The following is a 23,972-nucleotide window of genomic DNA, read 5'->3' as shown; positions in this document are numbered from 1 at the left end:
ATAAAATGAAACAGATAAAAAGAAATTGCTGGTATAGTGTAGTCTTTCTGACAACGGTAATAGGGGTGAATGCCTGCCGTGTACCACACTATACCGGAACGGAAATTAAACCGATTGATCATTTCCGAAATCAGGACGAGCATGAAGCTGATAGTAGTATCGCGAAGATCTCCTATCGTGATTTTTTTAAAGATGAGATGCTCGTTGCGCTACTGGATAGCGCATTAAAGAAAAATAATGATTTGAAAGTTGCCCTAAAGCAGATTGAATTTGCTTCAGAAGGGTATAAGCAATCCAAGTGGCTGAATGTGCCACTTGTGAATGCGAATCTTGCTAATGTGGGAATTAACCGTCCTTCGGGCAACAGTATGAACGGTATGATGGCCAGTCAATTTATGGGCCAAAAATATACCATGGATTATACCTCCTCAATTCAGATTTCTTGGGAGGCTGATATTTGGGGTAAATTGAATGGACAAAAGCAGGAGAGTTTGGTGGATCTTCTCAAAACTCAGGAAGCTGTCCGCGCGATCAAAACACGTTTGGTCGCTGAGGTTGTTCAAGGCTACTACAACCTGCTGCTGTTGGATCGGCAGCTGGAAATATCGCAGCGCAATTTAGCATTTGCAGATAGCACCTTATTTATCCTTAACAAACAGGTCGAATTGGGGATGGCAAATATCTTGTCGGTACAACAGCAGGAAGTGACACGGGATCAGATTGCCAAACGGATTCCAGCCTTAGAGGCTGGGATTCAGGTGCAGGAAAATGCTTTAAGTATTTTGGTTGGGGAAGTGCCGGGGCCAGTAAAAAGGATCATGCGATTGGATCAGGTGGAGTCGTCGGCAAATCTCTCACTGGGTGTCCCTGCAAACCTGTTGAGCTATCGGCCGGATCTGCGCAGTAGCGAATTAGATATCCGGCGGAGCCTGGCAACGATACACGTGGCACGAGCAAGTATGTATCCAAATTTAAATATCACTGCACAGGGAGGGTTAAATGCATTTAAAGCAAATAATTGGTTCAATCTACCGGGGTCACTGTTTGCCGCTGCAACCGGGACAATTGTACAGCCCATTCTGAACGGCAGACAATTAAAGACACGTTTGGAGCAGTCAAAAATTGCAAAGGACCAAATGGAATTGAATTTCAAACAGACCATGTTAAAAGCCGTTGGTGAAGTGTCTGATGCACTGATTCAGATTGATAAACTGGGGGAACAACTGGAGACATCCAACTTGCAGGTAGAGCGTTCGGACAAGCTGGTTCAAAATGCAATGCTGCTTTATAAATTTAATGAGGCAACTTATCTGGAAGTGATCGTCGCACAGACCAATAGGCTGCAGGCCGAATTGGATCAGGCTACAGTGAAAGCACAAAAAATTAATGCCATAACATCCCTTTACCGTGCCTTGGGAGGCGGATGGCTCTAATCTCACGATCTTAATACTCGAAATGAAAACAACAAACATGCTGATTCTGATCAATCCAAGTCACAGCAGCGAGAAAATAGAAAAGATGGCTGCCGCGCTTAGCGCCGATCGGTTTATACTTATTGATGATGATCTGGATTTTGCAGATCATCTGGCACTAATACTCGAAAAAAGAAAGCAAAAAGTGATCATCATGCAGCACTTGGAGGGATTGAATCAGCTGTTTTGTAATGTACATTCATCTTATCGCATTGCTGTTGAATGCTATGGGGTAAAATTAGGAATAGCTAGGTAATCAAGGTAGGATTTATATTGAATAATTATGATGCGTTATATACAATTATTTGCAGTAGGAAGAGGAGTGCTACTACGCAGGAAAGAACTGGAAACATATATTTTTTTGCTCGTTCCGACAGTGATATCCATCTCCTTTGATCTCGATGATAAGTTATTTACCATGGTGGTCAAATCGACAAAAAAGGTGGATGAATTGATTCTTCGTTTGATGGAGCAAAAACAGTTGAAGATAAGTCTTTTAGATTTTATGGAGAGACCAGTGTAAAAAGAGTTCCCTATAAAGGTAATTTATCCCGAAGAGGTATCGTCTGAGACAGTAAAAGACAATAGCTCTTCGGGTATAATTTCCTAACAGAAAATACCATTTTCTGCCGTTAAAATAATTGGGTCACCATCGGTAATCATGATTGTATGTTCATGTTGCGCCATGTATCCACCTTTGTCACCGACCATCGTCCAGCCATCATTTAATTCCGTTGCATAGGTAGATGTTGTCGAGATAAATGTTTCGATCGCAACAATTGAATTTTTTCTAAACCGCCTTTGATCAAATTTGTTCCTATAATTGAGCAGCTCATCTGGATCTTCGTGTAAACTGCGTCCGATACCATGACCACCGAGATTCTTGATCACTTTATAGCCTCTCTTTTTTGCTTCCGTTTCCATCAGTTGGCCAATGTCCGCAATTTTAACACCACCACGTATATTTTTTATCGTTTTTTGAAGTATTTCCTTTGAAGCGTCCACCAATTTTTGATGATGATGAATATCCTCACCAACCACAAAAGAAGCCCCATTATCAGCCCAAAAACCATCTAGTTCCGCTGATACATCGATATTGATAAGTTCTCCTTCCTGTAATAAGCGATCCGCAGACGGAACGCCGTGGCAAAACTCGTTGTCTACACTGATACATGTCCAACCCGGAAAGTTATAGGTCAGCGCTGGTGCTGACTTTGCACCAAATTGTTCTAATATCTTCGCCCCGTACTCATCCAATTCTTTGGTTGACATGCCCACCTTAGCATAGTCGCACATCGCTTTAAGCGTCTGGGCAACTGCCGCACTCGCTTTTTGCATTCCGGTCAATTCGTTCTCGTTGGTAATAGACATCCTGCTTTTTGTATTTGCTTGTTCAATTAAAGATATACAAAGGTCTTAAAAAAAATAGATAATCAGATAAAGAAAAGTAGGGGGGCGATCTGGCTCAGACCTTTGGTATAATAAACGCCTGCTTTCGTATAAAATCCCAGCCAGTGAAAGCCTGAAATAATAGATTTGTGAAAATCCCGGATAAATATAAACCGAGAAGAAGGTGGATACAATTTTAAATTTACAAAATGAAAGCAAAGCAGATATTAATTTTTAAAAGCTCTGTGCGAACAAAAGAGAAGAAGACGTTCCTGATGCAGTTGTTAAAGCTCCACCTGCCACAGATACAGTCGGCGACCTTGGATCTGGATGACGAAGACGCTATATTTCGGGTAGAAACAGAAGAATGTTCCGTTGATCTACTGACAGCTTTGCTGCATAAGCATGGTATAAAAGTAGATTTTCTAGATCGCTTTGTATTGGCCTAATGCTATTCAAAGCACAGTACAGACGATCTTACAATAGCCCGCCTGTATATTGCTTAAAAAACGGCTCGCGATAAATCTCGCCAATCGGGATCTCGAACTTGTCAATGTATATCGTATGGTTGTCAAAAGAATCAATAAAAGACAAATTGATCAAATAGGATTTGCTAACCCGAACAAATATATGGGCTGGTAGTTTTTGATGCATTGTTTTTAGATTCATTGCCGTAATAAGTTTATTAGTGCGCGTATAAATAACAACATAATCTTTGAGTGCCTCAATAAATCGAATATCGCCAAATAAGATCTTGTAGTATTTTCGATCCGATTTGATAAATACAGCATCTTCATTCGCATCTTCAAAGGTGCTTTGATTTTCCTTTAAATTGAGCAGATTTTTATAGGTCAGCGCTTTATCGATTGCCTTGGCCAAGCGATCTTTTTTGATAGGTTTAAGGAGGTAGTCGAGTGCATCCAGTTCAAAACCCCTCAAGGCATATTGTGTATAGGCTGTCGTCAGTATCACCAGCACATCCTTAGGTAAGGATTGTGCAAAATCCAATCCATTGACAGTAGGCATCTCGATATCGAGAAAAATGAGATCAACAGATGTGGTCGCAAGATATTCCATAGCAGATAGGGCATTGGAAAACTCACCCATAATTTCTATAGCTGAAATTTCTTCGACCAGATTTCTCATTTCTTCCCTTGCTAAGGGTTCATCATCTACAATGATACAATTCATAATGGAATTTTTAATTTTACCTGATACAGCAGGTCATTTTTTGATATTGTAAGTTCGTAATTATCACCATACAGCAAATCCAGCCGTCGTTTGGCATTGACTAATCCCAGTCCACCATACTTAGAACGGGTATTCGAAAGATCTGGATCGATCGAATTTTCACATTCGAAACAAAGTTGTTCATCTGTCTGCGTAAAATGAATGGCAATAAACGTATGCTCGTCACGTAAGTTCACGCTATGTTTGATCGCGTTCTCGATAAAGGCAGTAAAAAGATGTGGCGGCAGGAAAATACTTTGCCTTTCTAATTCCGCCGTGCAGGACAATGACGTTCTCAAGTTATCCCGACGTATTTCCTCAAGTTTTAGAAAATTGAAAATAAAGTTTATTTCGGATTTTAAAAGCGTTTTATCTGTATCGTTTTCATAGAGCTGATAGCGCAAAAAATCGGAAAGTTTGATAATAACCTCGGTGGCCATACTGGGGTCTTTCCGAATTAATGCCTTCACATTGTTGAGCATATTAAACAAAAAATGTGGCTGAATCTGATTCTTTAACGCATTTAACTCCGTTGTCAACGCCAGGTTTTTTAGATCTGAAATACGTTTATTATCCTCGATCCAACGCTTAAAGAGCTTAAAAGTGGTGGTGGTCAAGATAATGGGAATACAGATAAATAAACCGCTGACAAAACCCATTGTATTGGTTCGTTGTCTTTCGATCGTCGGGATATGGATACTAAAAATATATATCGCAATTTGCATGACCACGAGTAGGCTCGCTGTCACCAGCAGAATAAGCAAGATGGTATAGATTTCATATTTTCCCTTGAAAAAATACTGCGGGATCAACACATACATATTGATATAAAACATGGCCACGAAAACCGTCCAGAGTGCCAAAGAGAAGTAGGTTTTATAGTTACCCAGAAATTGGTTATTTGTATTGGCATTGGCAAAAAGAATAAGCAGGCCAACCAAAAACAGGCCATGTCGTAAATGCCTGAACTTCTTTTCCGTTAAGTAGCGTAAAATAATACGATTGTTGCAGTCTTGCATATTGATCTGGATTACTGACCCTAATTCAGCAAAAGTAATTTTTTTTGTTTCAAAATGGCTTTCTTTTATACGAAGACCGCTTTTTTTTATACTAAAGTAAATTCAGTAATTAGGCTGGGGAGGAACCGTTTTAACAGCGCTTGTTTTTGTATAAAATATTGACCCTTTTGTATAAAAAAATAAATGGGCGTACCCAATTGATCTATTCTTGTAACAAGCTAAAGCTCAGCTCGGATTTCCAAAAGAGCAGTTTTCGCGGAGTATTTAATTGAAAAAGAATAGATAGACAAAAACAAATATCCAAATGAAAAAGAGTTTCGTGTTGTTTGGGAGCTTTGCCCTGATATGCAGTGCTTCCGCACAGACAAAAGACAGTATTCCCCAAAAAGTACAGGCCATTGTTGCTGACAAATTTCCCGCAGCGAGAGTACTGAATCTAAGTTATGAATACAATAGCGGCTACAAATATTCAGCTAACGCTAAGGGGGCTGCCAGCACCCAAGGTAGGGTGGAATCATTCCATCAGGCTGGGGGGAGTTTAAATGTCAATTTTTTAAACCGGCGTAACTGGGCTTTGGGGACTAGCCTTGGATATCAGTATACCACATTGAATCTACAAGAATCGGATTTAAGCGCACAACCTTTAAAAATGCGTTCAAAGGATTTCCATTACCATTATGAATCGCTTAATTTCTCTTACTTCTCAAAGTTATTTGGTAAAATGGCTATTTATTCGGCCAGTATCATGACGGATGGAAGTGAAAAGGGGATTGAACGGGTGCGGGGCATGTTGACTGGAACTTTAGTATTAAAGGCGTCGAAGGATGTACAAGTGACAATCGGATTGTTGGGTTTTGTGGATCCGGGGGCTATTGTTCCTGTTATTCCCACCTTTACCTATAAGCAACAGTATGCTGATGGTTGGATGGTAGATGTGTTATTACCAAAAGGCGCTTTTGTACGTAAAACGATGTTGCGGAATGGTCGACTTTCACTGGGCACGGACCTCAATACTACGATATTTTATCTCTATGACTTTTTGGGGTCAGATAAGGTTTATACCCTTAATCAGATGGAGATTAATTCAGGATTGACCTACGAACATAATTTGGGAAGATCATTTATTGCAACAGTCAAATCAGGTATGAAGACCATTCCAAGGTCAAGAGTATTTGAAAAAAGTGAACGTCAAAATAATTATGTTTGGGAAGCTTCTGCAGATCCATCTTTTTATGTGAACGTCGGACTTTCTTTTAATCCTTTTGCGAAAAAAAGGCGTTAGTATAATGAGCCACTAATCATCAGAAATGTGTGAAAGATCAACTTTACTAGAATCCAAACACAATTTTGTCATTAAATTCTTTTAAATGTTTGAACATCTAAATATTTACTATATTTATGATATAAATAAAAATTTAAAAATATGGACAATCGTTCGAACACTATTTCCAGATCTAATTTTTTTTATCAAATTTATAATAGATAACAACCTAATATTAGGACGTTGAAAAATAAAATAGACAGTAAATAAACAAAAGAAAATGGCATTATTAGAAACACTTGAATGGCGTTATGCAACCAAAAAATACGATTCAACAAAGAAAGTTGATCAGAATGACGTAGACAAAATTATCGAAGCAGCGCGTATGGCACCGAGTTCCTCTGGTTTGCAACCGTTTCGTGTTGTGCTGATCACGGATCAACAGTTGAAAGAGCAGATTGTACCTGTTGCTTGGGGGCAGCAAATAATTGCAGAAAGCTCACATCTCCTGATTTTTGCGGCATGGGATAAATACACAGACGAACGCATTGATGCGACTTTTGATCATATGAACAACCATAGAGGCCTCCCGTTGGATACAACCGACGAATATAAAAATAGGTTGAAAGAGATGTTCGCTGCACTTACTGAAGAACAGCAGGCTGCACATGCAGCTAAACAAGCTTATATTTCTTTTGGAATGGCTATTGCTCAAGCCGCAGAATTGAAAGTAGACGCTACACCGATGGAAGGATTTTCTAACGTCGAATTGGATAAATTACTGGGCTTGGATAAAAAAGGCTTAAAAAGTGTTGTTTTGCTACCATTAGGTTATCGCCTGGGTGAGGAGGATTGGTTATTGAAATTGAAAAAATTTAGATTGCCGAAAGACGAGTTTTTGATTCAACTACCATAACAGTCGTGGTTATAAATCATACTGTGTAGAAGTAAGTTGGAATGCAATAAGAGCTAAAGACACAGAAAAGGGACGATATATCGCCCCTTTTCTGTGTCTTTAGCTCTTGTTCCTTTCATTAAAATTGATAGGCTACACTACCTAGAATATTTCTCGGCATTTGAGGATTTACAGTGGTCCAACCTTTGAAATAGGTTTGATTGGTCAGGTTATTCCCCTTTACAGCAAATTCAAATTGCTTATAACCGTAGGAAAGGCTTGCATTGAATAGCATATAGGAGGGTAAAGTAAAAATGCCAGTAGGTACACTGTTTGTAATTAGATTCTCACTTGCGTAATTGAGTCCTGCTCCGATACCGAAACCCTTTAATGTTCCTTTTTGTACAATATAGTTGGCCCATAAATTCGAAAGATGTTTTGGTCCAGCTTCTGTTGGTCGCAAATTATTCACACTTGCAGCCGCTTTTGTTGTTTTGCTGTCGTTAAAGCTATAACTGAATATAACATTCAAACCTTGGATAGGGGCGGCTGTTAAATCAAAATCTATACCGCGGCTCAGACGGGTTCCATCTTGAACAGTAATATTGTAGGTCTGTCCATCAATAACCCTTGATTCAGTACGCAGCATATTATCAACAGTGATGTCGTAGTAACTTGCCGTTAGACCAAGTTTATTGTTGAGTAGGTTAAATTTAACCCCGGTTTCCCATTGTGAGGCCTGTTGCGGTTTAAAGTCTCCCGATACACTTGGATGTGGTGGCGGGATTGGGGCTACATTCTTAAATCCATTTTGATAATTGGCAAAAAATGACACTTTATCTTTGACAAATTCATACACTAAACCCGCACGAGGAGAAAAAGCAGTTTGATTATAAGCCCCCATCGTGGTGTCTTTATCAAAATTATAAGTTCCCTTATTGTCAAAGTAATCCACGCGTAAAGCAACATTCAGATGTAACTGCGGTGTAAGATCCAATATATCGGAGACATAGGCGCCCAAAACCTGATTGCGGCTTCTTGTGTTTGTCTTGACCCCAGTTGAAGCTGCTATGGCAGCTTCAATATTTGCGGCATTGAATCTGGTATATCTGGGATCATCAATTGAGGTGTTGAGCTGATCAAATAAAATATAAGGTGAATTATGACTTTCAGCTTGTTGGTAAAGATAGTCAACGCCGACAAGCAATCTGTTTCGAAGTTCACCAATATGAAAGTCTCCCACAAAATTTTGCTGTGCATTGAAGTTATTGGCAGTATAATTCTGATCAGCAACATAGCGGTCGATCAATGTATCATTTTTTTCCTGAAGGTACATGATATATTGAAAATAGCCATCTGACTTGCGTCGATTATAGTTTACTGTGGTATTCGATGTCCACTGTTCGTTGAAGCGGTAGGTCACATTGCCTCGTACATTCGTGGTTGGATTTTTAAAGGTCACATCGTCGTTGGTATACGATTTATTGAAATCAAATTGTAGTTCATCAGGTGTTCTGGCAAAAAGCTGGCGAGAACGATTGAGAAATACCATTAAAGGATTGGTCGCCTTACTTTGAAAAAGATCGACATATAATTGAATGTCCAGTTTTTCATTTGGTCGGTAAAGTAACGACGGTGCGATAAAAAAGGATCTGTTAAAACCAGCATCCTGATAATTACCAACATTTGAGAAAGCTGTATTCACACGACCTAAAAGTTTTTTGTCCGTTGTCAGCGGTCCATATACATCCGCTGTGACACGATGCTGTGCATAGCTGCCGAATAGATAATTGACACGGCCGCCGACAGTATCCAGAGGCTTCTTGGTAATATTATTGATGAGTCCACCAAAGCCAACAGCTGCACCGCCATAAAGCGAACCTGATGGCCCTTTGATAACTTCGATAGACTCGAGATTGGCTGGGTCGGGGCTGGTACTGGCGATGCCAACTACACCATCGACCATTGCGACCTGTGTGCTAAAGCCCCGTAGTGTATAATAGGTGACTCCATCACCGGGTCTGCCTGTTGAAGCCCATAATTTGTCTATACCTGAAACATTTGCCAAAGCATCATCGTAATTGGTATTAAGCTGGCTTTTTAATAATTCTTTAGTAATGACGGTATAGGACTGGGAGTTTTCGAGATTGTTAAGTGGCATTTTCGATACATAGAGGCTCTGTTTTTTTGTGTATTTATTAGCTCCATTCCCATTAATGACAATCTCCTGTAGGGTAGATTGGTTCTCGTTGAGGTAAATATCTGAAATCCTATTTTTGTCGTCTGCAATCTGAATTTCTCGAACTAAAGATTGTAGGCCTACAGCCGATATTTCAAGCCGTGCAGGTCCGGGTTTTAAAGATTTAAATTGATAAGAGCCATTGGTTCGGGAGGATACTGTGATGTCCTGAGGAAGCAATTTCACTGTTATTCCCGGGATGGGTTTGCCATCTGAAGAGAAAATTTTGCCGTAAACTTCGGCTTTGTGCTGTCCTTGGGCTAGGAGGGTGCCCGGAATGAACAACAGGAGGTAGATGATAATTTTATTCATGCTGGTTTGCATTCTTAATTAGATTAATTATAAACAACACAAAGGTATTACTCCTATTATATTTTTCAAAACTTTATTTATTCATTTTTTAAGTTGTATTATCCAGCGAATATGCGGTTTGCGGGGTTATAATAAGAATGGCCAAAAAGATGGTAAGCACTCTTTTTGACCATTACATTACCACACTAGCGATAGATTGCGGTTAGTACCGCAGGTGCCTGTCATCGATCTTTGAACTGATGGGATATACATCTTTGTGGATATCTATACCTACCTGAGACAAGGGGATTCCGGCCATTGTGGTTTCAGCTCCTTGGATATGGATATTTTTTTTATGATCTATGCTAACAGTTGCCCAGATAGGATCTTGATAGACCAATGTCCGTCTTAGAATGTTATGCTTTTTGTAGAACTCCCCATCAAATGCTTTGCTTTCAAATGTATCACCGGCCCAGTAATAGGAGGCGCTATTGATTTGTACATAGTGAATTCCATTGATCTCATTATGATAGTTGAGATGGTGGTGGCCAGTCAGGACAAGTAAAATCTTATTGAATCCGGCTTCGATATTCAGCTGCTCTAACAGGTACCTTACGGCCATTCCATTTTCCAATCCACCATCGTCATTGTCCAACCCTTGATGGCAAAAGATGATCACCCGGTTTTTGGTACTTCCGATATCTTTTTTTAACCATTCCAATTGCTGCTGACTGATACTGCGGGGGTAACCTTCAATTTTCTTGGTTTGGCTTTTTTCATTACCATCTAGGATAACAAAATGAAATCCCTGTTTGTCAAACGAATAGTATGGAGCAGGGCTATTCCAGAAATCGGTTACCTGTTTTTTTGTGAATCCGCCATCAGTATCATGATTGCCGATGACAAAGTGCCTTTCTCCTGTAAAACCACTCCAGATATCCATTAATTCTTTATTTTCGGCTTTTGGGAAACAAAAATCACCTAAGGAAATAATAAAGTCGGGATTTTCACGCTTCATCGCGTCAATAAAGAGTTTAGCCCGACGGGCACCGTCGTGCATGAGATCATGATGGAGATCTGCGATAACGCCAAATTTAACTTTGTCAGTTTTGAGTACAGTGCTTTTTGTCGAGGTTATAGACGCACTGGCAAGGCTCTTGTTGACCAAGAGACCACCTATGCCTAGACCTCCTAACTGGATGAATTTTTTTCGGTTGATCATAACGAATTGATAATACGGATTTTATTAGATGCTACTTAGATGAACTGTTTGACCTTTTTTCAGTTTAATATATTGCAAATTCTTATCTTTTGAAAGCCGCTTTTTAGTTGAAATATCCTGAAGGTCTGTATTTTCAAAAATGCGGAAGATACCATCTTGGCTAGCGGTTATTTTTAATAAGGTGATCTTGTTGTTGTTCTTGTTAGCGCTGACAATAAATCCGCCCGTTGTTCTCAGGTTTTTAAAAGATATATCTTTCCATTCCTCAGGAGTGGCCGGAAAAACTTCGATATAATCATTTTTGCTCTGAATTAACAATTCATGAACCCCCTGTGCAAAGGCAAAATTTCCCTCCAATGTAAAAGGGCGATAAGTAAAATCAGAATATTGACCACCGTTTTGGTCGCCGTTGAGGTGAAATGAATTGATGGAACAAAAGTTATGGGCAAACTTCTGTAGGTTGCTGACAGCTTGTTTGCTTTGTTTCGCCCGCGCATGGAGACAGGCCATCCATGAGAACGAATATCCTACCCAGGCTCTGGTGCCCAATTGCTCTAAATGTGACAGCGATTTTTCAATCAACGATTTGTCTTGCGTATTATTGATGTCAAGTATTCCTAAGGGATAAATAGCCATATATGGTGACATATGCCGATGTGAATGCTTCATGCTCAGATCCTCTGCAACGCGGAGACCAGTTTCATCTGTGGCAAAATTGGGCAATTCGGCGCCATATCGTGTCCATTCTTTTGCTGCTTCAGTTTTGCCGTTAGCTGTACTGACCTCGGCTGCTATAGCGAATAAATAATGTGCCAGGCTGAGATCAAAATTGGTCCAACTATTAAACCAGGCGGCAGTGCCGTTATCATTATATTCTGGACTACTGCTCAGGGGTAGATAGCGTCTCCCATCTTTGAGATAGGTAATATTTTTTAGATAGGTCGCTGCTTCTATAATATAAGGATAGGCCTGTTTTTTTAAGAAATTGGGATCCATACTGTATTTCCATTGCCAATAAAAATGTTGGGCGGTCCAGGCACTGACCGTAGGCGAAAGGGAGTATTGGATCCAACCTCCCATAGGGTAGCCGTTCAAGGTCAGCACACCCGGGATATTCAATCCGTCAACACCAAAATACTGTCGAGTGTAAGCAAGGTTTTTCGGTCTGATTTTCCATAACCAATCCGTATAACTTTGTGCTTCATTCATTCGGTTGGCGGTATAAGCCGGCCAATAACTCAGTTGGGTATTGAGATCATTGTGGAAGTCGCCTTTCCAAGGTGGTAGTCCACCATTATCTGCTGTCCAAACAGCCTGCAAGGTTATTGCCGGAGCTCCTTGGCGTGCTGTGGCCCCTAATTTATAAAGCTCCAGATAGTATTGTTTTTCGAGATCTTTTTCAGGGATGGAAATGTTAGATTTAGACCAATAGCTTGTCCACCATGCGAGATGGCTTCGCTTTGCTTTTTCAAATTGTTCGAGTGATAGCGGTTGTTTCTTGACCTTTTCATCATTACTGATTGTCCAATAGCCGATCAATTTGGTCGATGAGACTTTTTCCCAACATAACATGACCTCAAAAAAGTGATGATCATAAGTTTCCTGATGTAATAGCTGCGCATTCCCCATTTTAACAATATTTCCCTGTTTATAGCCCAACCTGGCTAAACTTTGACCATCGACAACACTTTTTTGCTCATCCGTATTGGTCTTGGTTTCATATTCATGTGGAATAAGCTCTGGACCAAGGTCGCTAATGTTCTTCGCTGTGATTTCAAAATAGCCCATTGGACTGGTCGCATGGACAAAAGAGGTAAGTATTTTTCCGTCGTCGAATTTCAGTGTATGTACAGCAGTTTGTATATCTAGTACATTGGATACGACCTTTCCGAATTTAGCTAAGTTTAAGGTCATCGCCGCCGCAGGAAGTTTGGTAGGATAGGGAGAACGGTCATAGGGTGAATCGCCCCATTGTTGGGCCGCCTGATAGCTGTTGTTTTTCAATTGCTGCTGTACCCATTTAAAATCATGTTTTTCTATCTCAAAAGCTTTTCGTTCATCCCAAAGATCAGCACGGTCCAAGGATAGCCGGATGGCATTTTCCTTTTTCCAGATCAATGCACCCAGCTGACCATTACCCAAAGGGATGGCTTCATCCCATCGTGTTGCAAGATCTTTGAAATGGAGATTATAAGCAGGGGACGGTTGGGCGATAACCAGACGCGCTGCGAAAAATAGTAATATAAGAAAGACGTATTTCATAATTTATGTGGATATGGTTTTACAAATTTAGTGGTCACCACAATCAAAGGCTGACACTATTTAGGCTTTTTTATAGCTTATTTTACCTTTGTTGCATCTCATTTTCCACTTGCTGTATCCAATAGCAAATTGCATGCTTCCAAGCTGTGACTCGTCAACAGTAGCCAGCCTTATCAGCTATCGCTTAGAAAGACAGAATAAATAGATCATAAGATAGAAAGAATATCAGTTTAGCACCAGATTAAAAATATAAAAAGCAATGCTGACTACGATATCGTAACCAAATTGTTATAGGGTGCTGATGGGAACCGTATCGCACGAATGGGGGTAAAAACGAAGATTAGCCTATGTGAGGGTAATATAGATTATATTTCTGTTAATCTAGTTCTAGTATATCCCATTGTTCTTCTTTATTTTTATAACAATAAATAAATATCCATTCTGATGTTGATTTACTTGTAGCTATCCCATTAACTGATACTGGAATAGTGAAATAAGAATTATAAATAAACCTAATAACTGACTAATATAGAATAGACCTTATTGCTATGAATAGAAAATTAATGGTGTTAGCATCATTGGCCGTAGTTGTCGCCTGCATTGCAATATTTACATTTCGCAAAGAAGAAACAATAGATTTTAGTGCAGATGTCAAACCGATATTAAATAAACACTGTATTACCTGTCATGGTGGCGTGAAGAAAAATGGAGGGCTTAGTTTTCTTTTCGAAAATGAAGCTTTTGCCAAAGCTGAGTCTGGCAAATCGGCGATTATTCCGGGGGATGCGGAACATAGCGAGTTTATGAAAAGATTGCTGTCGGATGATCCCGAACTACGTATGCCTTACAATGCACCCAAACTGAATGATGATGAGATCGACATCCTAAAAAAATGGATTGATCAAGGTGCGAAGTGGGGTGAACATTGGGCCTACACATTACCTAAAGACGTTGAAGTACCCAAAACCTTTTCGTTTGCGGGACTATTTGGAATAAAACCCAAAGGGGTAAATAATGACATTGACTATTTTGTTCAGGATAAATTGAAGTCCAAAGATCTGACATTTGCCGATGAAGCCGACCGAGCTACTTTATTAAGGAGACTTTATCTGGATCTCATCGGTATACCACCCACATTAGCCGAAACCCGTGCTTTTATCGAAGATGAGAGCGACGATGCATATTCCCGTAGAGTTGATAGCTTATTAGCCTCCTCCAAATATGGTGAAAAATGGGCCAGTTGGTGGTTGGATATGGCACGGTATGCAGATACCAAAGGTTATGAAAAAGACGGATCCCGTAGTATTTGGCCTTATCGGGACTGGGTGATCAAAGCCTTAAATAACGATATGCCTTACGACGAATTTACAGTTGAGCAGCTCGCAGGAGATCTTCTGCCACAACCAACCAAAGATCAGCTCATCGCAACTGCTTTTCACCGCAATACGATGAATAACGATGAGGGGGGAACCGATAGTGAGGAGTTTCGGATGGCGGCCGTGCTGGACCGTTTAAATACCAGTTATCAGGTATGGTTGAGTACAACATTTGAATGCGTACAATGCCATAGCCATACCTATGACCCGTTTAAATTTGAAGAATACTATAAATCGCTGGCATTTTTCAATAATACAAGGGATGAAGATACACAGGGAGATCATCCGAAGTTACGTTTTTACGCTGCACAGGACGAAAAACGTATCGATAGCATTAAGCATTGGCTGGCGGCCAACGGAAATGCAAACGTGGTTAAATCAGCGGACCTATTTCTGCATACACTAGAACCCAAGATTCATGCGCATTATAGTGATCAGATTGTGGATGGTGCATTGTACGATACAAAATGGCTTGGTGTGCGCAATAGCGGATCGGCTCGTTTGAAAGCAATTACATTGGATGGCAAAAAACAACTCTTCATGAATTTCTGGACCGATGCGGTCGGAGGGAAAATGGAGGTGCACCTCAATAACCCTCATGGTCCCCTGTTAACCAATGTGGATTTACCGAAAACTTCGGGAAGACAGGTTATTCAAGCACCGATCGTACCAACTACAGGTGTACATGATCTCTACCTGGTCTTTAAAAATGCAGCAGTTGCAGCTGGTCAGCCAATATGTATGATTGAATGGTTTGCTTTTCGCGAAGATTTTCCTCTCGGGAAACCAATGGAAAATCAGCATCTGCAACGTACCTTTTTGCAGCTCGTCAATCTACAGCCCGAAGGAGTGCCTGTTATGATCGAAAACCCGAAGGATATGCAGCGGAAAACCAATGTATTTATCCGCGGAAATCGTTTGTCTTTGGGTGCGGAAGTACAGCCTATGGTTCCGGAGTCACTGAATGATTTTCCAAAGGGAGCCCCTCGAAATCGTATGGGCTTCGCACAGTGGATTGTTAGTAAAGAAAATCCATTGACTGCCCGCACTTTGGTTAACCGTGTCTGGGCGCAGCTCTTCGGCCGGGGACTGGTTGAACCATTAGGCGATATGGGTACACAGAGTACACCACCGATTCATCGTGAATTATTGGATTATCTGGCCCTAGATCTTATGAACGGAAAAAAATGGAGCATTAAAAAATTGGTCCGTGAGATCGTCCTATCGGGCACCTATAGGCAGTCGTCAACATTAAATAGTGACAATGTACAAAAAGATCCCCAAAATTATTATCTCGCAAGGGGACCACGATTCCGACTTTCCGCAGAGCAGATCCGCGATCAGGCTTTGGCCGTCAGTGGGTTGTTAAGCAATAAAATGTATGGGCCGAGTGTCATGCCTTATCAACCGGATGGTGTCTGGATGACAGTGTATAGTGGTGAGTCCTGGGTGAAAAGTGAGGGTGAAGATCAGTTTAGACGCGGTGTCTATACCTTCCTAAAACGTACCAGTCCTTATCCATCCTTTGTTTCCTTTGATGCATCCAGTAGGGAGGTCTGTCTGGTTGATCGTATACGGACTAATACACCATTGCAGGCTTTGGCGACGCTCAATGATCCAGTATATCTCGAAGCTGCAAAACATTTGGGCGAAATCATGGAGCGGGAAGGCAAAGGAAATACAAAAAATAGTATCGGTGCAGGCTATCGAAGGGCAATGCTTCGGGAGGCTGATCCCAAGAAGATTGCTGATCTCGAATTGCTCTACCAAAAAGCGCTTGCCGAATTTAACAAAACACCAGCTTCAGCCGCGAAATACCTGGGCGGTGATTTGGCAAAGGACAATAGCAAAAAACTGTCCTCCAAAGCCGCTTACATGTTGGTGGCAAATGCCTTATTGAATTTAGATGAGTTTTTGACAAAATCATAAAGAATAAACGCAAAGATAATTGATGTGAGTGAGTGAGTGAGTGAGTGAGTGAGTGAGTGAGTGAGTGAGTGAGTGAGTGAGTGAGTGAGTGAGTGAGTACGATTGACGGAAGCTTAAAATAATAGATAAACTAAGATAATAGCAGGTTCTTGATAGAATGATGCTGTTACAAAAGATTTACTTGAATGAAAGATCTGAATAAACTAATTGAAGAGGCACAGCAATCTGAATTGAAGGCTGTGACAAGAAGACATTTCCTGAAAGATTGCGTTGCTGGTATCGGTGGAATTGCACTTGGAGGCCTATTGGCTGGTTGCGGCGGATGGGATTCATCTAAATCTAAAGGGAGTCTGGATCTCAATGCCCTAAATCCATTGATCCCTAAATCGCCACATTTCCCTGGCAAGGCCAAAAGTGTCATCTATCTACATATGGCGGGAGCCCCTTCACAGCTTGAACTATTTGATTATAAGCCTGCATTGCAGAAACTGCATAATCAACCCTGTCCACAATCGCTTTTGGCAGGTAAGAAGTTCGCCTTTATTCGAGGGGTACCTAAAATGCTGGGACCACAGGCTACCTTCAAGCAATATGGTCAAAGTGGCGCTTGGGTATCCGATCATTTACCACATTTCAGTAAGGTAGTTGATGATGTTAGTTTTTTGAAAGCTGTTCATACCGATCAGTTTAATCATGGACCGGCACAGCTGTTTATGCATACCGGGAGTGCCCGTCTGGGACGTCCGAGTATCGGTTCATGGGTGACCTATGGTCTAGGCTCTGAAAACAGCAATTTACCAGGCTTTGTGGTGTTAACTTCTGGTGGTAAAACACCGGATGCGGGAAAGAGTGTCTGGGGAAGTGGCTTTCTACCGTCGGTTTATCAAGGAGTTCAATGTCGTTCAAAGGGAGATCCCGTTCTGTATATTGCTGACCCCGAGGGCATGGATCGGGACATGAAGCGAAATCTTATTGATGCGATCAATAATGTGAATAAAACAGAGTATGACACATTTAAAGATCCAGAGACACTGTCCCGGATTGCGCAATATGAAATGGCCTATAAAATGCAGGTTGCAGTACCTGAGGTGATGAATATCAATAATGAACCAGCTTATATCCATGAGTTATATGGTACCGAACCCGGAAAGGAGTCTTTTGCAAATAATTGTCTATTGGCCCGCAAGCTCGTTGAGCAGGGGGTACGTTTTGTACAGTTATTTGATTGGGGCTGGGATAGCCATGGTACCAATGCATCGGACTCGATAGATCTTGGGTTTAGAAATAAATGTCGGGAGATTGATCGTCCGATGACGGCATTGATTTTGGATCTGAAGCAACGTGGTCTACTCGAAGATACATTGGTGGTCTGGGGAGGCGAGTTTGGACGCACGCCGATGCAGGAGAACCGGGATAATAGTGATATGCCATTTCTGGGTAGAGACCATCATACCGATGCCTATACCATTTGGATGGCGGGCGGCGGAGTGCGCAATGGCATCAGTTATGGACAAACTGACGATATCGGTTTTGCGGGTGTTGAAGGAAGGGCTTCCGTACACGATGTCCACGCAACCATGCTCCATCTCCTTGGCTTTGACCACGAAAAATTTACTTATGAATTTCAGGGCCGACCATTCCGTTTGACGGATGTGGAAGGCGAACTTATACAAGCGATTATTTAAATAATGAAACGATTCCTATTACTAATACTTCTGATGGCCAATTTTTTTACACTTTTAGCTCAGAAGCAAGAGAAACTACATATCAAATATTATTGTACCAATTGGGGAAATACCGATTCCTGGGATCGATTCTGTGAACGTGTTAAGAAAGCAGGTTATCAAGGTGTCGAAGCCTGGCTACCCGGAGATCTGAAAGAACGGAAGGAAATGATCGATGCCCTACAAAAATACGGTCTGAGCTTAGGTTTGCTTTCCGGTGGTTCTGGAGCTTCCTTCGAACAGTATCGTGAAAGCTTTAAACGTAATCTGGAAGAAGCTGCAGGTATGAAACCTGATTATATCAACTGCCATACAGGTAAGGAATATTATTCCTTTGAACAAAATAAACAATTGATTGATATTGGCCAGGTCGTCATGGAAAAACAACATGTTCCGGTATACCATGAGACGCATCGTGGTAGATTTAGCTTTGCGGCGCACCTGACCAAAGATTACTTAGCAAAGATTCCTTCCTTAAGGCTTGCTTTGGATATTTCACATTGGTGCAATGTACATGAGTCCCTGCTCGGTGACCAGCAAGAAGCGGTAGCTTTGGCGCTTGCCCGGACAGAACATATCCATGCCCGGATCGGACACCCTGAAGGACCACAGGTCAATGATCCTGCGGCACCAGAATGGAAAAATACTGTAGATCAACATTTGGCCTGGTGGGATGAGATCGTTAAGCAGCATAAACAAAATGGAGCTAAGGTGTTGACCATCACAACAGAGTTTGGTCCGGCGGGCTATCTGCCAACACTACCTTTTACGCAGCAACCCGTAGCTGACCAATGGTCGGTAAATGTATATATGTTGAACTTACTCAAAGACAGGTATAAAGAATGATGGTTTTCCTTGAAGAATTGATGGCCTTTTTGGGACGGTTTCATCCCATCTTAGTGCATTTACCCATCGGAATTTTATTGATCGCATTTGTGATGGCATTTTTGGAGCTATTCAAGAAGGAAAATCCATACCGGCCTGCGATTAGGTTATCCTTGTTATTAGGTAGTATAGCAGCTGTATTTGCGGCGTTCTCAGGATTTCTGCTATCACGCAATGGTGGTTATGAAATACAGGTGCTCAATTACCACCAATGGTTGGGCATTGTGGTGGCGGGGTGCAGCATATTACTCTATGTGCTCTATCGTGAAAAAAGTGAAACGTTGCAATGGTCAAAAAAGATCATTAGGTTCCGCTTTTGGTTATTTTTGATCCTGGTCGTATTGCTGGGAATTACAGGACACTACGGTGGCACCCTGACACATGGCAAGGGTTACTTTATTGAAGCGATGCCGCAAGCAATGAAAAAGACTTTTGGAGTGAAGGAGAGCAGCGAAGAGGTATTAATCGTTGAGAATGTACAAGAGGCTGCCGTATATGATGGTATTATTCAGCCCATACTCAAGCAGCGTTGTCAAAGCTGTCATGGTGATCGTAAACAGGAGGGAGGATTGGCCTTACATACTAAGGAAAGCCTGCTAAAAGGAGGAGAGAATGGTAAAGTACTGGTCGATAACAAGTCCAAAGAAAGTGAGCTGTATGCACGATTGATCTTACCGGAAGGGCACAAAAAAAGAATGCCACCAAAAGGGCGCACACCAATCAGTCCTGATCAGATCAAATTGATCGCCTGGTGGATCGACCAAGGAGCGAACTTCGATAAAAAAGTGAACCAACTCACACAGACCAAAGAAATAGCAGCAATATTGAAAAAGTTAGAAACAGGGGAGCAGGAAGCTTCCCCGGTATTGTATGCAGATTTTCCCAAAGCACCCGATTTACCAAAGGATAAAGTCGATGCCTGGCAGGCAAAAGGTATTAAAATTATTCCTGTGGCTAAAGAAAATAATCTCGTGCTGGTCAATGCCATCAACTATCCACAGTTTAATGATAAGGATCTGCAAGATCTATTGGCGATTAAAGAGAATATCGTTCAGCTGAAACTAGGGCATACCGCAATTACCGATCAGGCTTTTTCTACAATAAAATCCATGCCTGTCATCTCGCGTTTGCATCTCGAGAATACAAAAGTCTCCGATGGAGGTTTGTCACAATTGAAAGGACTGCAAAAGTTGATCTATCTCAATCTGGTGGGAACAAAAGTAACCGCAAAGGGTTTGTCAAATTTGAAGGATATTCCTAATCTGAAAAATGTATATATCTACCAAACGGGAAGCCAGGACAGTACGGCCTTAAAAGCATTACATGGTAAGGTTCGTATCGACACAGGTAATTACCGATTGCCATTTATCGCTACGGATACAGTCAGGTTCTAGCAATGATAAAGTACAGCGCAAGTAGTTTTATCCATTGACGATAATACGACTGAATAGATACTTAGTCTATACTGAAGCAATACTCAGTCAATACTTATAGGATATTGGAAACCTGACTTTTGAATATTGGAAAGATGCGATTGGAGGATGATTGCGCTTATAGAATATTTGGAAAGAAGCTGTAGGGAATGTGAACAAAATTGAAGAAAGAAAAAGGGTGTCCGAAAAGATCGGACACCCTTTTTTATTTGTCGTGTATAAATACTGTGGGTTATTTCCCGGTATTTTCCAATAGGCTGATCGCATCGTAAAGTACACCAGCCTCGCCTCTGAAAGTTCCTGAGCCTTCAGGTTTATTGTCTTTGGTATACCATTCGTAGAAACCTTTATTTTTAATAACACGAGCCAACATGGGCTTTATCTGCTCGTAGGCTTCCTGTTGGAAACCATTTTTAACTAATTGTTGGATCATTCTTCCCCCAAACCAGGTCCAGTCTCCACCATTTTGGTAACCATAGGGATACATGCCTTTGTTTTTGAAGAAACCTGCCGGATAGGTCGGGTATACCGTTAGACCAATGGTGGCAGCACCTGCATCCTTTACATTTTTGATCATCTTGTCCAAAGACGTTTTGATCTGCTCTTTGCTGAGCAGGTTTGCTTCAATAGCAATCGCAGTTCCACCATGGTAATAGATCTGGTTTTCATCAAAATCCTTCGGAAATGGCGAACCTTTAATATAAATATGCGGAATGAATTTTTCATTTTTATCATCCCAAAGATGTTTCATCGTATTGTTTGCGATCATCTCCCGAACCTTACCCCATTTTTCCTTTTTTTCAGGAAAAAGGTCAATGTAATTGTCCAGTGCAATTAAAAACATAGCGTTATCGTATATGTCCAGTGCAATATGTGAACTTTCATCTAAATGTACTCCCCAATCATGTTCGGGTTGAACATCACCCCAATCAACCGTTGTGGCCCCCCATAATAATCCGTAGGTGCTATTGTAGCGTTTATCCATTAGGAATTGCAAAGCCTGTTCCATACGATCTTTTACACTCGTTTCGCCGATTTTCTGTGCCAGAAAGGAACTGTCCTTAGTTGCTATGATATATTTGTGTACCGCCTGGATCAGGGATGTTTCCTGATCGGTTTCAACCGTGTTTTTATGCCCAGCATATTCCGGTGCCAAGGGATTGGTGATTGTATAATAGTCGGAAACGCCATTCTTTAGGCTGGATTTTTTGACAAAACCATCAGCGATATTGCCATCGGCACCCTGTAATTTGAAAAATATACCCAACTGATCTTTGATCTGGGCATGGGGATGTACTTTGGTCGCCAACGTAATAAAGGTATTATAATCTCTGATCCACACCTCACTATAGCCGTCCCCGGCATTGAACCCAGCTTTGATAACATTGGTCGCCATATCTTTAACGAGCTGGAAACTACTATCCTGTGGAGTGCTCTGCTGTGTGTTGCTACCTGTAGATTTATTTCCTCCGCCATTGCAGGATAAGATTAACAATGAAGTAGATAGCGCGAAATATAAATTTCTCATGATGCTGTTTTTTATCGTTAGTATACTTAAATTAACATTTAGAGTCTTTGACAAAAGACTGTATGACCTTCGCTTGGCTAGCTCCCAGATTACGGAGTGAATAAGATTTCGCAGCGGCGGGAACAGCAAATGTCTCCGCATAATGGAAGATTTTTTTCATCCCATTGGCAGTCGTCAGTTCTACGGCTTCCCCCTCAACGAGCATCATAATATGGCATTGCCCCTTTGTTTCAATGTGCACTTCATCTTCAAATTCGTACCTGAAAACATCATAGAAATGATCTTCATGTGTCGGTAAATGTACTTTTATCGACTGTGTATCGAGCACATCAATCTGAGGCTGTGACAAGAGCGTGTTTTTTACAACATCACCTTTCCGGTTAAAGTTGAGATTGGAGAAAGCTCTGTCAATATTCAATGGACGTGGTTTACCATCTAAGTCTGGACGTACCCAGTCGTACATCTTAAAGGTGTAGTTATAAGGGGTGGCACTGATTTCTAGCACGAGGTTATTTGTACCTGAAGAATGTACAGTACCATGTGGAATCAGATACAACTGATGCTTTTGTGAGTCAAATTTTTGGACGTACTTGTCAATCGCAATGGGCTCACCCGTATGGAAGCTCTGTTCAAGCACAGTACGGAATTGGTCGGCATCAATATCTTCTTGGAATCCCAGATAAACCTGAGCATCTCCTTTTCTGTCAACGATGTAATAGGATTCGTCCTGTGTGAAATTTTCTCCAAACTCAGTTTTGGCATAACTTGGACTGGGGTGGCACTGAATCGAAAGATTGCCGCCATCAAAAGTGTCAAGAAAATTGAACCGGATTGGGAACTCAACATCAAAACGTGGCTGTGCAGTGCCCAATATATTTGAACTCTCCTGAAACATCAGTTGGTCAAATGAAATTTCGAGCACCTGTCCATTGCTTTCAAGTAATATACCATTTTCGGGGACGATCATCTCAAAAGACCAAGCATAGTTTTTTGCCTGTTGATCGATACCCGTTAAATGTTCCTTCATCCATTGTCCGCCCCAGACTCCGGGCTCAAATGTTGGTCTTACCCGAAAATAGTTTTCGGACATGGCATGTAAGGTTTCTTTTAAATCGTTTCCTGAAATCCAGGGTAGATTTCCCAGGGATAGCTGATCGGCCAGGATCTCCACCCGGGATAATATCGTTCGTTTGTGTCGGTTGAGGAGCTCCCAGTCGACAAAATAGTAACGTTTGTAAAGTTCTTTTTGATTCGTTTGCTTAGCACAAGCCAAATTCCAGGCCTGTCCGGCACGCATCCGTTGGATAAGTACATTTTTGGGCAGATCGATGTACATTACTTTACCGGAGTTATCCAAAAGTGCTGCTCCCGGACCGTAAAAAAAGATGTATTCATTGGCAGCTGCATTATTCAGGATTTCCTCAAAAGCGGCCAACTTTACGCCATCAAAGTATGCTGCCAGTTGAAGGGACGCTTTTTTTCCGAATAATGGATCATCGCCACCCAGATAGGGGGCAACCTTCTCCTGAATGCTTGATTCGGGCAGGAATGCTGTTTCCATAGAAACAAACCTTACCTTTAATCCCCGTTTAACAAATTCCTGCTCAATCTGTGCCACTGGTATTTCCCAATTTACGCCGACAAATCCATCTATGCAGTGTATATTATGTTCGATCAGGTGATCGACCAACTCATAATATGAGTTTGACAATTTGCCCTGAACTGGAAATGTCGGTAAGATGTCGTATTGAAAAGATGTCGTTTGAGTATTGGAATACATAAGATGTTATTTATTGCGTATGTAAAAATTGACTTAA

18 protein-coding genes are annotated in these 23,972 nt (G+C 41.2%); 10 read left to right on the top strand and 8 right to left on the bottom strand.

The window, feature by feature from the left end; all coding sequences use genetic code 11:
• Positions 1-5 precede the first annotated feature (5 nt).
• Genes OGI71_RS09615 through OGI71_RS09605 form a run of 3 tightly spaced genes read left to right on the top strand, consistent with a single transcriptional unit; the run spans position 6 to position 1,995 of the window.
• On the top strand, positions 6-1,433 hold the full coding sequence (locus OGI71_RS09615; protein ID WP_282255202.1) for a TolC family protein: 1,428 nt from the start codon (positions 6-8) through the stop codon (positions 1,431-1,433).
• A gap of 22 nt (positions 1,434-1,455) precedes the next feature.
• Positions 1,456-1,728 carry a hypothetical protein gene (locus OGI71_RS09610; protein WP_282255199.1) on the top strand — a complete coding sequence of 91 codons (273 nt, stop codon included), beginning with the start codon at positions 1,456-1,458 and terminating at the stop codon, positions 1,726-1,728.
• 27 nt (positions 1,729-1,755) lie between these two features.
• Entirely contained in the window at positions 1,756-1,995 is a 240-nt protein-coding gene (locus tag OGI71_RS09605) for a hypothetical protein (RefSeq protein WP_259178429.1), read from the top strand.
• 83 nt (positions 1,996-2,078) lie between these two features.
• On the opposite strand, the gene map is transcribed toward OGI71_RS09605, so the two are convergent.
• On the bottom strand, positions 2,079-2,843 hold the full coding sequence (gene map, locus OGI71_RS09600) for a type I methionyl aminopeptidase (RefSeq protein WP_282255196.1): 765 nt from the start codon (positions 2,841-2,843) through the stop codon (positions 2,079-2,081).
• A gap of 227 nt (positions 2,844-3,070) precedes the next feature.
• On the opposite strand from map, the gene OGI71_RS09595 reads away from it, so the two are divergent.
• On the top strand, positions 3,071-3,310 hold the full coding sequence (locus OGI71_RS09595) for a hypothetical protein (RefSeq protein WP_282255195.1): 240 nt from the start codon (positions 3,071-3,073) through the stop codon (positions 3,308-3,310).
• A 28-nt stretch (positions 3,311-3,338) separates the two neighbouring features.
• Here OGI71_RS09595 and OGI71_RS09590 read toward each other — a convergent pair whose 3' ends face one another.
• Positions 3,339-4,052, bottom strand: a complete 714-nt coding sequence (locus OGI71_RS09590; protein WP_282255194.1) for a LytTR family DNA-binding domain-containing protein — start codon at positions 4,050-4,052, stop codon at positions 3,339-3,341.
• Positions 4,049-5,110: a histidine kinase gene (locus OGI71_RS09585; RefSeq protein ID WP_282255193.1), complete on the bottom strand. Its 1,062-nt coding sequence runs from the start codon at positions 5,108-5,110 to the stop codon at positions 4,049-4,051. The genes OGI71_RS09590 and OGI71_RS09585 overlap by 4 nt, the downstream gene beginning before the upstream one ends.
• Before the next feature lie 304 nt (positions 5,111-5,414).
• Between OGI71_RS09585 and OGI71_RS09580 the strand changes: the two genes are divergently transcribed.
• Together OGI71_RS09580 and OGI71_RS09575 are read left to right on the top strand one after the other, a co-directional pair.
• Positions 5,415-6,392 (top strand): hypothetical protein, encoded by a 978-nt coding sequence (locus tag OGI71_RS09580; protein ID WP_282255192.1) that lies wholly within the window; start codon positions 5,415-5,417, stop codon positions 6,390-6,392.
• A 259-nt stretch (positions 6,393-6,651) separates the two neighbouring features.
• Positions 6,652-7,287: a nitroreductase family protein gene (locus OGI71_RS09575; RefSeq protein ID WP_282255191.1), complete on the top strand. Its 636-nt coding sequence runs from the start codon at positions 6,652-6,654 to the stop codon at positions 7,285-7,287.
• 118 nt (positions 7,288-7,405) lie between these two features.
• Here OGI71_RS09575 and OGI71_RS09570 read toward each other — a convergent pair whose 3' ends face one another.
• The 3 genes from OGI71_RS09570 to OGI71_RS09560 all read right to left on the bottom strand — a co-directional run bounded on the left by OGI71_RS09570 (position 7,406) and on the right by OGI71_RS09560 (position 13,280).
• Positions 7,406-9,817 carry a TonB-dependent receptor gene (locus OGI71_RS09570; protein WP_282255190.1) on the bottom strand — a complete coding sequence of 804 codons (2,412 nt, stop codon included), beginning with the start codon at positions 9,815-9,817 and terminating at the stop codon, positions 7,406-7,408.
• Positions 9,818-10,019: 202 nt separating this feature from the next.
• The gene (locus OGI71_RS09565) at positions 10,020-11,018 is read right to left on the bottom strand and encodes a metallophosphoesterase (RefSeq protein WP_282255189.1); all 999 of its coding nucleotides are present in this window, start codon (positions 11,016-11,018) and stop codon (positions 10,020-10,022) included.
• A 24-nt stretch (positions 11,019-11,042) separates the two neighbouring features.
• On the bottom strand, positions 11,043-13,280 hold the full coding sequence (locus tag OGI71_RS09560) for a glycoside hydrolase N-terminal domain-containing protein (protein ID WP_282255188.1): 2,238 nt from the start codon (positions 13,278-13,280) through the stop codon (positions 11,043-11,045).
• A gap of 548 nt (positions 13,281-13,828) precedes the next feature.
• Here OGI71_RS09560 and OGI71_RS09555 point away from each other — a divergent pair.
• From OGI71_RS09555 to OGI71_RS09540, 4 genes are all read left to right on the top strand, one after another.
• Positions 13,829-16,585 carry a DUF1553 domain-containing protein gene (locus tag OGI71_RS09555; RefSeq protein WP_282255187.1) on the top strand — a complete coding sequence of 919 codons (2,757 nt, stop codon included), beginning with the start codon at positions 13,829-13,831 and terminating at the stop codon, positions 16,583-16,585.
• A gap of 185 nt (positions 16,586-16,770) precedes the next feature.
• Positions 16,771-18,270, top strand: coding sequence for a DUF1501 domain-containing protein (locus OGI71_RS09550; RefSeq protein WP_282255186.1), 1,500 nt, complete (start codon positions 16,771-16,773; stop codon positions 18,268-18,270).
• A 3-nt stretch (positions 18,271-18,273) separates the two neighbouring features.
• Positions 18,274-19,155, top strand: a complete 882-nt coding sequence (locus tag OGI71_RS09545; RefSeq protein WP_282255185.1) for a TIM barrel protein — start codon at positions 18,274-18,276, stop codon at positions 19,153-19,155.
• Complete coding sequence (locus OGI71_RS09540) at positions 19,152-20,588, top strand: c-type cytochrome domain-containing protein (RefSeq protein ID WP_282255184.1); 1,437 nt, start codon at positions 19,152-19,154, stop codon at positions 20,586-20,588. The genes OGI71_RS09545 and OGI71_RS09540 overlap by 4 nt, the downstream gene beginning before the upstream one ends.
• Positions 20,589-20,859: 271 nt before the next feature.
• On the opposite strand, the gene OGI71_RS09535 is transcribed toward OGI71_RS09540, so the two are convergent.
• Positions 20,860-22,155 (bottom strand): amylo-alpha-1,6-glucosidase, encoded by a 1,296-nt coding sequence (locus tag OGI71_RS09535; RefSeq protein WP_282255183.1) that lies wholly within the window; start codon positions 22,153-22,155, stop codon positions 20,860-20,862.
• Positions 22,156-22,186: 31 nt separating this feature from the next.
• Positions 22,187-23,935 carry a class I mannose-6-phosphate isomerase gene (locus OGI71_RS09530; RefSeq protein ID WP_282255182.1) on the bottom strand — a complete coding sequence of 583 codons (1,749 nt, stop codon included), beginning with the start codon at positions 23,933-23,935 and terminating at the stop codon, positions 22,187-22,189.
• Between the last annotated feature and the right edge of the window lie 37 nt (positions 23,936-23,972).

The sequence above is a fragment of the Sphingobacterium sp. ML3W genome (assembly GCF_029542085.1).
Lineage (GTDB): Bacteria > Bacteroidota > Bacteroidia > Sphingobacteriales > Sphingobacteriaceae > Sphingobacterium.
Note: the sequence above shows the minus strand (reverse complement) of the source record. Positions and strands in the feature narration are given on the sequence as shown.

Bases quoted from the DNA above. Each gene is read 5' to 3' on its own strand.
- OGI71_RS09615 (WP_282255202.1), top strand. From the start codon at position 6: ATGAAACAGATAAAAAGAAATTGCTGGTATAGTGTAGTCTTTCTGACA.
- OGI71_RS09610 (WP_282255199.1), top strand. From the start codon at position 1,456: ATGAAAACAACAAACATGCTGATTCTGATCAATCCAAGTCACAGCAGC.
- OGI71_RS09605 (WP_259178429.1), top strand. From the start codon at position 1,756: ATGATGCGTTATATACAATTATTTGCAGTAGGAAGAGGAGTGCTACTA.
- map (WP_282255196.1), bottom strand. From the start codon at position 2,843: ATGTCTATTACCAACGAGAACGAATTGACCGGAATGCAAAAAGCGAGT.
- OGI71_RS09595 (WP_282255195.1), top strand. From the start codon at position 3,071: ATGAAAGCAAAGCAGATATTAATTTTTAAAAGCTCTGTGCGAACAAAA.
- OGI71_RS09590 (WP_282255194.1), bottom strand. From the start codon at position 4,052: ATGAATTGTATCATTGTAGATGATGAACCCTTAGCAAGGGAAGAAATG.
- OGI71_RS09585 (WP_282255193.1), bottom strand. From the start codon at position 5,110: ATGCAAGACTGCAACAATCGTATTATTTTACGCTACTTAACGGAAAAG.
- OGI71_RS09580 (WP_282255192.1), top strand. From the start codon at position 5,415: ATGAAAAAGAGTTTCGTGTTGTTTGGGAGCTTTGCCCTGATATGCAGT.
- OGI71_RS09575 (WP_282255191.1), top strand. From the start codon at position 6,652: ATGGCATTATTAGAAACACTTGAATGGCGTTATGCAACCAAAAAATAC.
- OGI71_RS09570 (WP_282255190.1), bottom strand. From the start codon at position 9,817: ATGAATAAAATTATCATCTACCTCCTGTTGTTCATTCCGGGCACCCTC.
- OGI71_RS09565 (WP_282255189.1), bottom strand. From the start codon at position 11,018: ATGATCAACCGAAAAAAATTCATCCAGTTAGGAGGTCTAGGCATAGGT.
- OGI71_RS09560 (WP_282255188.1), bottom strand. From the start codon at position 13,280: ATGAAATACGTCTTTCTTATATTACTATTTTTCGCAGCGCGTCTGGTT.
- OGI71_RS09555 (WP_282255187.1), top strand. From the start codon at position 13,829: ATGAATAGAAAATTAATGGTGTTAGCATCATTGGCCGTAGTTGTCGCC.
- OGI71_RS09550 (WP_282255186.1), top strand. From the start codon at position 16,771: ATGAAAGATCTGAATAAACTAATTGAAGAGGCACAGCAATCTGAATTG.
- OGI71_RS09545 (WP_282255185.1), top strand. From the start codon at position 18,274: ATGAAACGATTCCTATTACTAATACTTCTGATGGCCAATTTTTTTACA.
- OGI71_RS09540 (WP_282255184.1), top strand. From the start codon at position 19,152: ATGATGGTTTTCCTTGAAGAATTGATGGCCTTTTTGGGACGGTTTCAT.
- OGI71_RS09535 (WP_282255183.1), bottom strand. From the start codon at position 22,155: ATGAGAAATTTATATTTCGCGCTATCTACTTCATTGTTAATCTTATCC.
- OGI71_RS09530 (WP_282255182.1), bottom strand. From the start codon at position 23,935: ATGTATTCCAATACTCAAACGACATCTTTTCAATACGACATCTTACCG.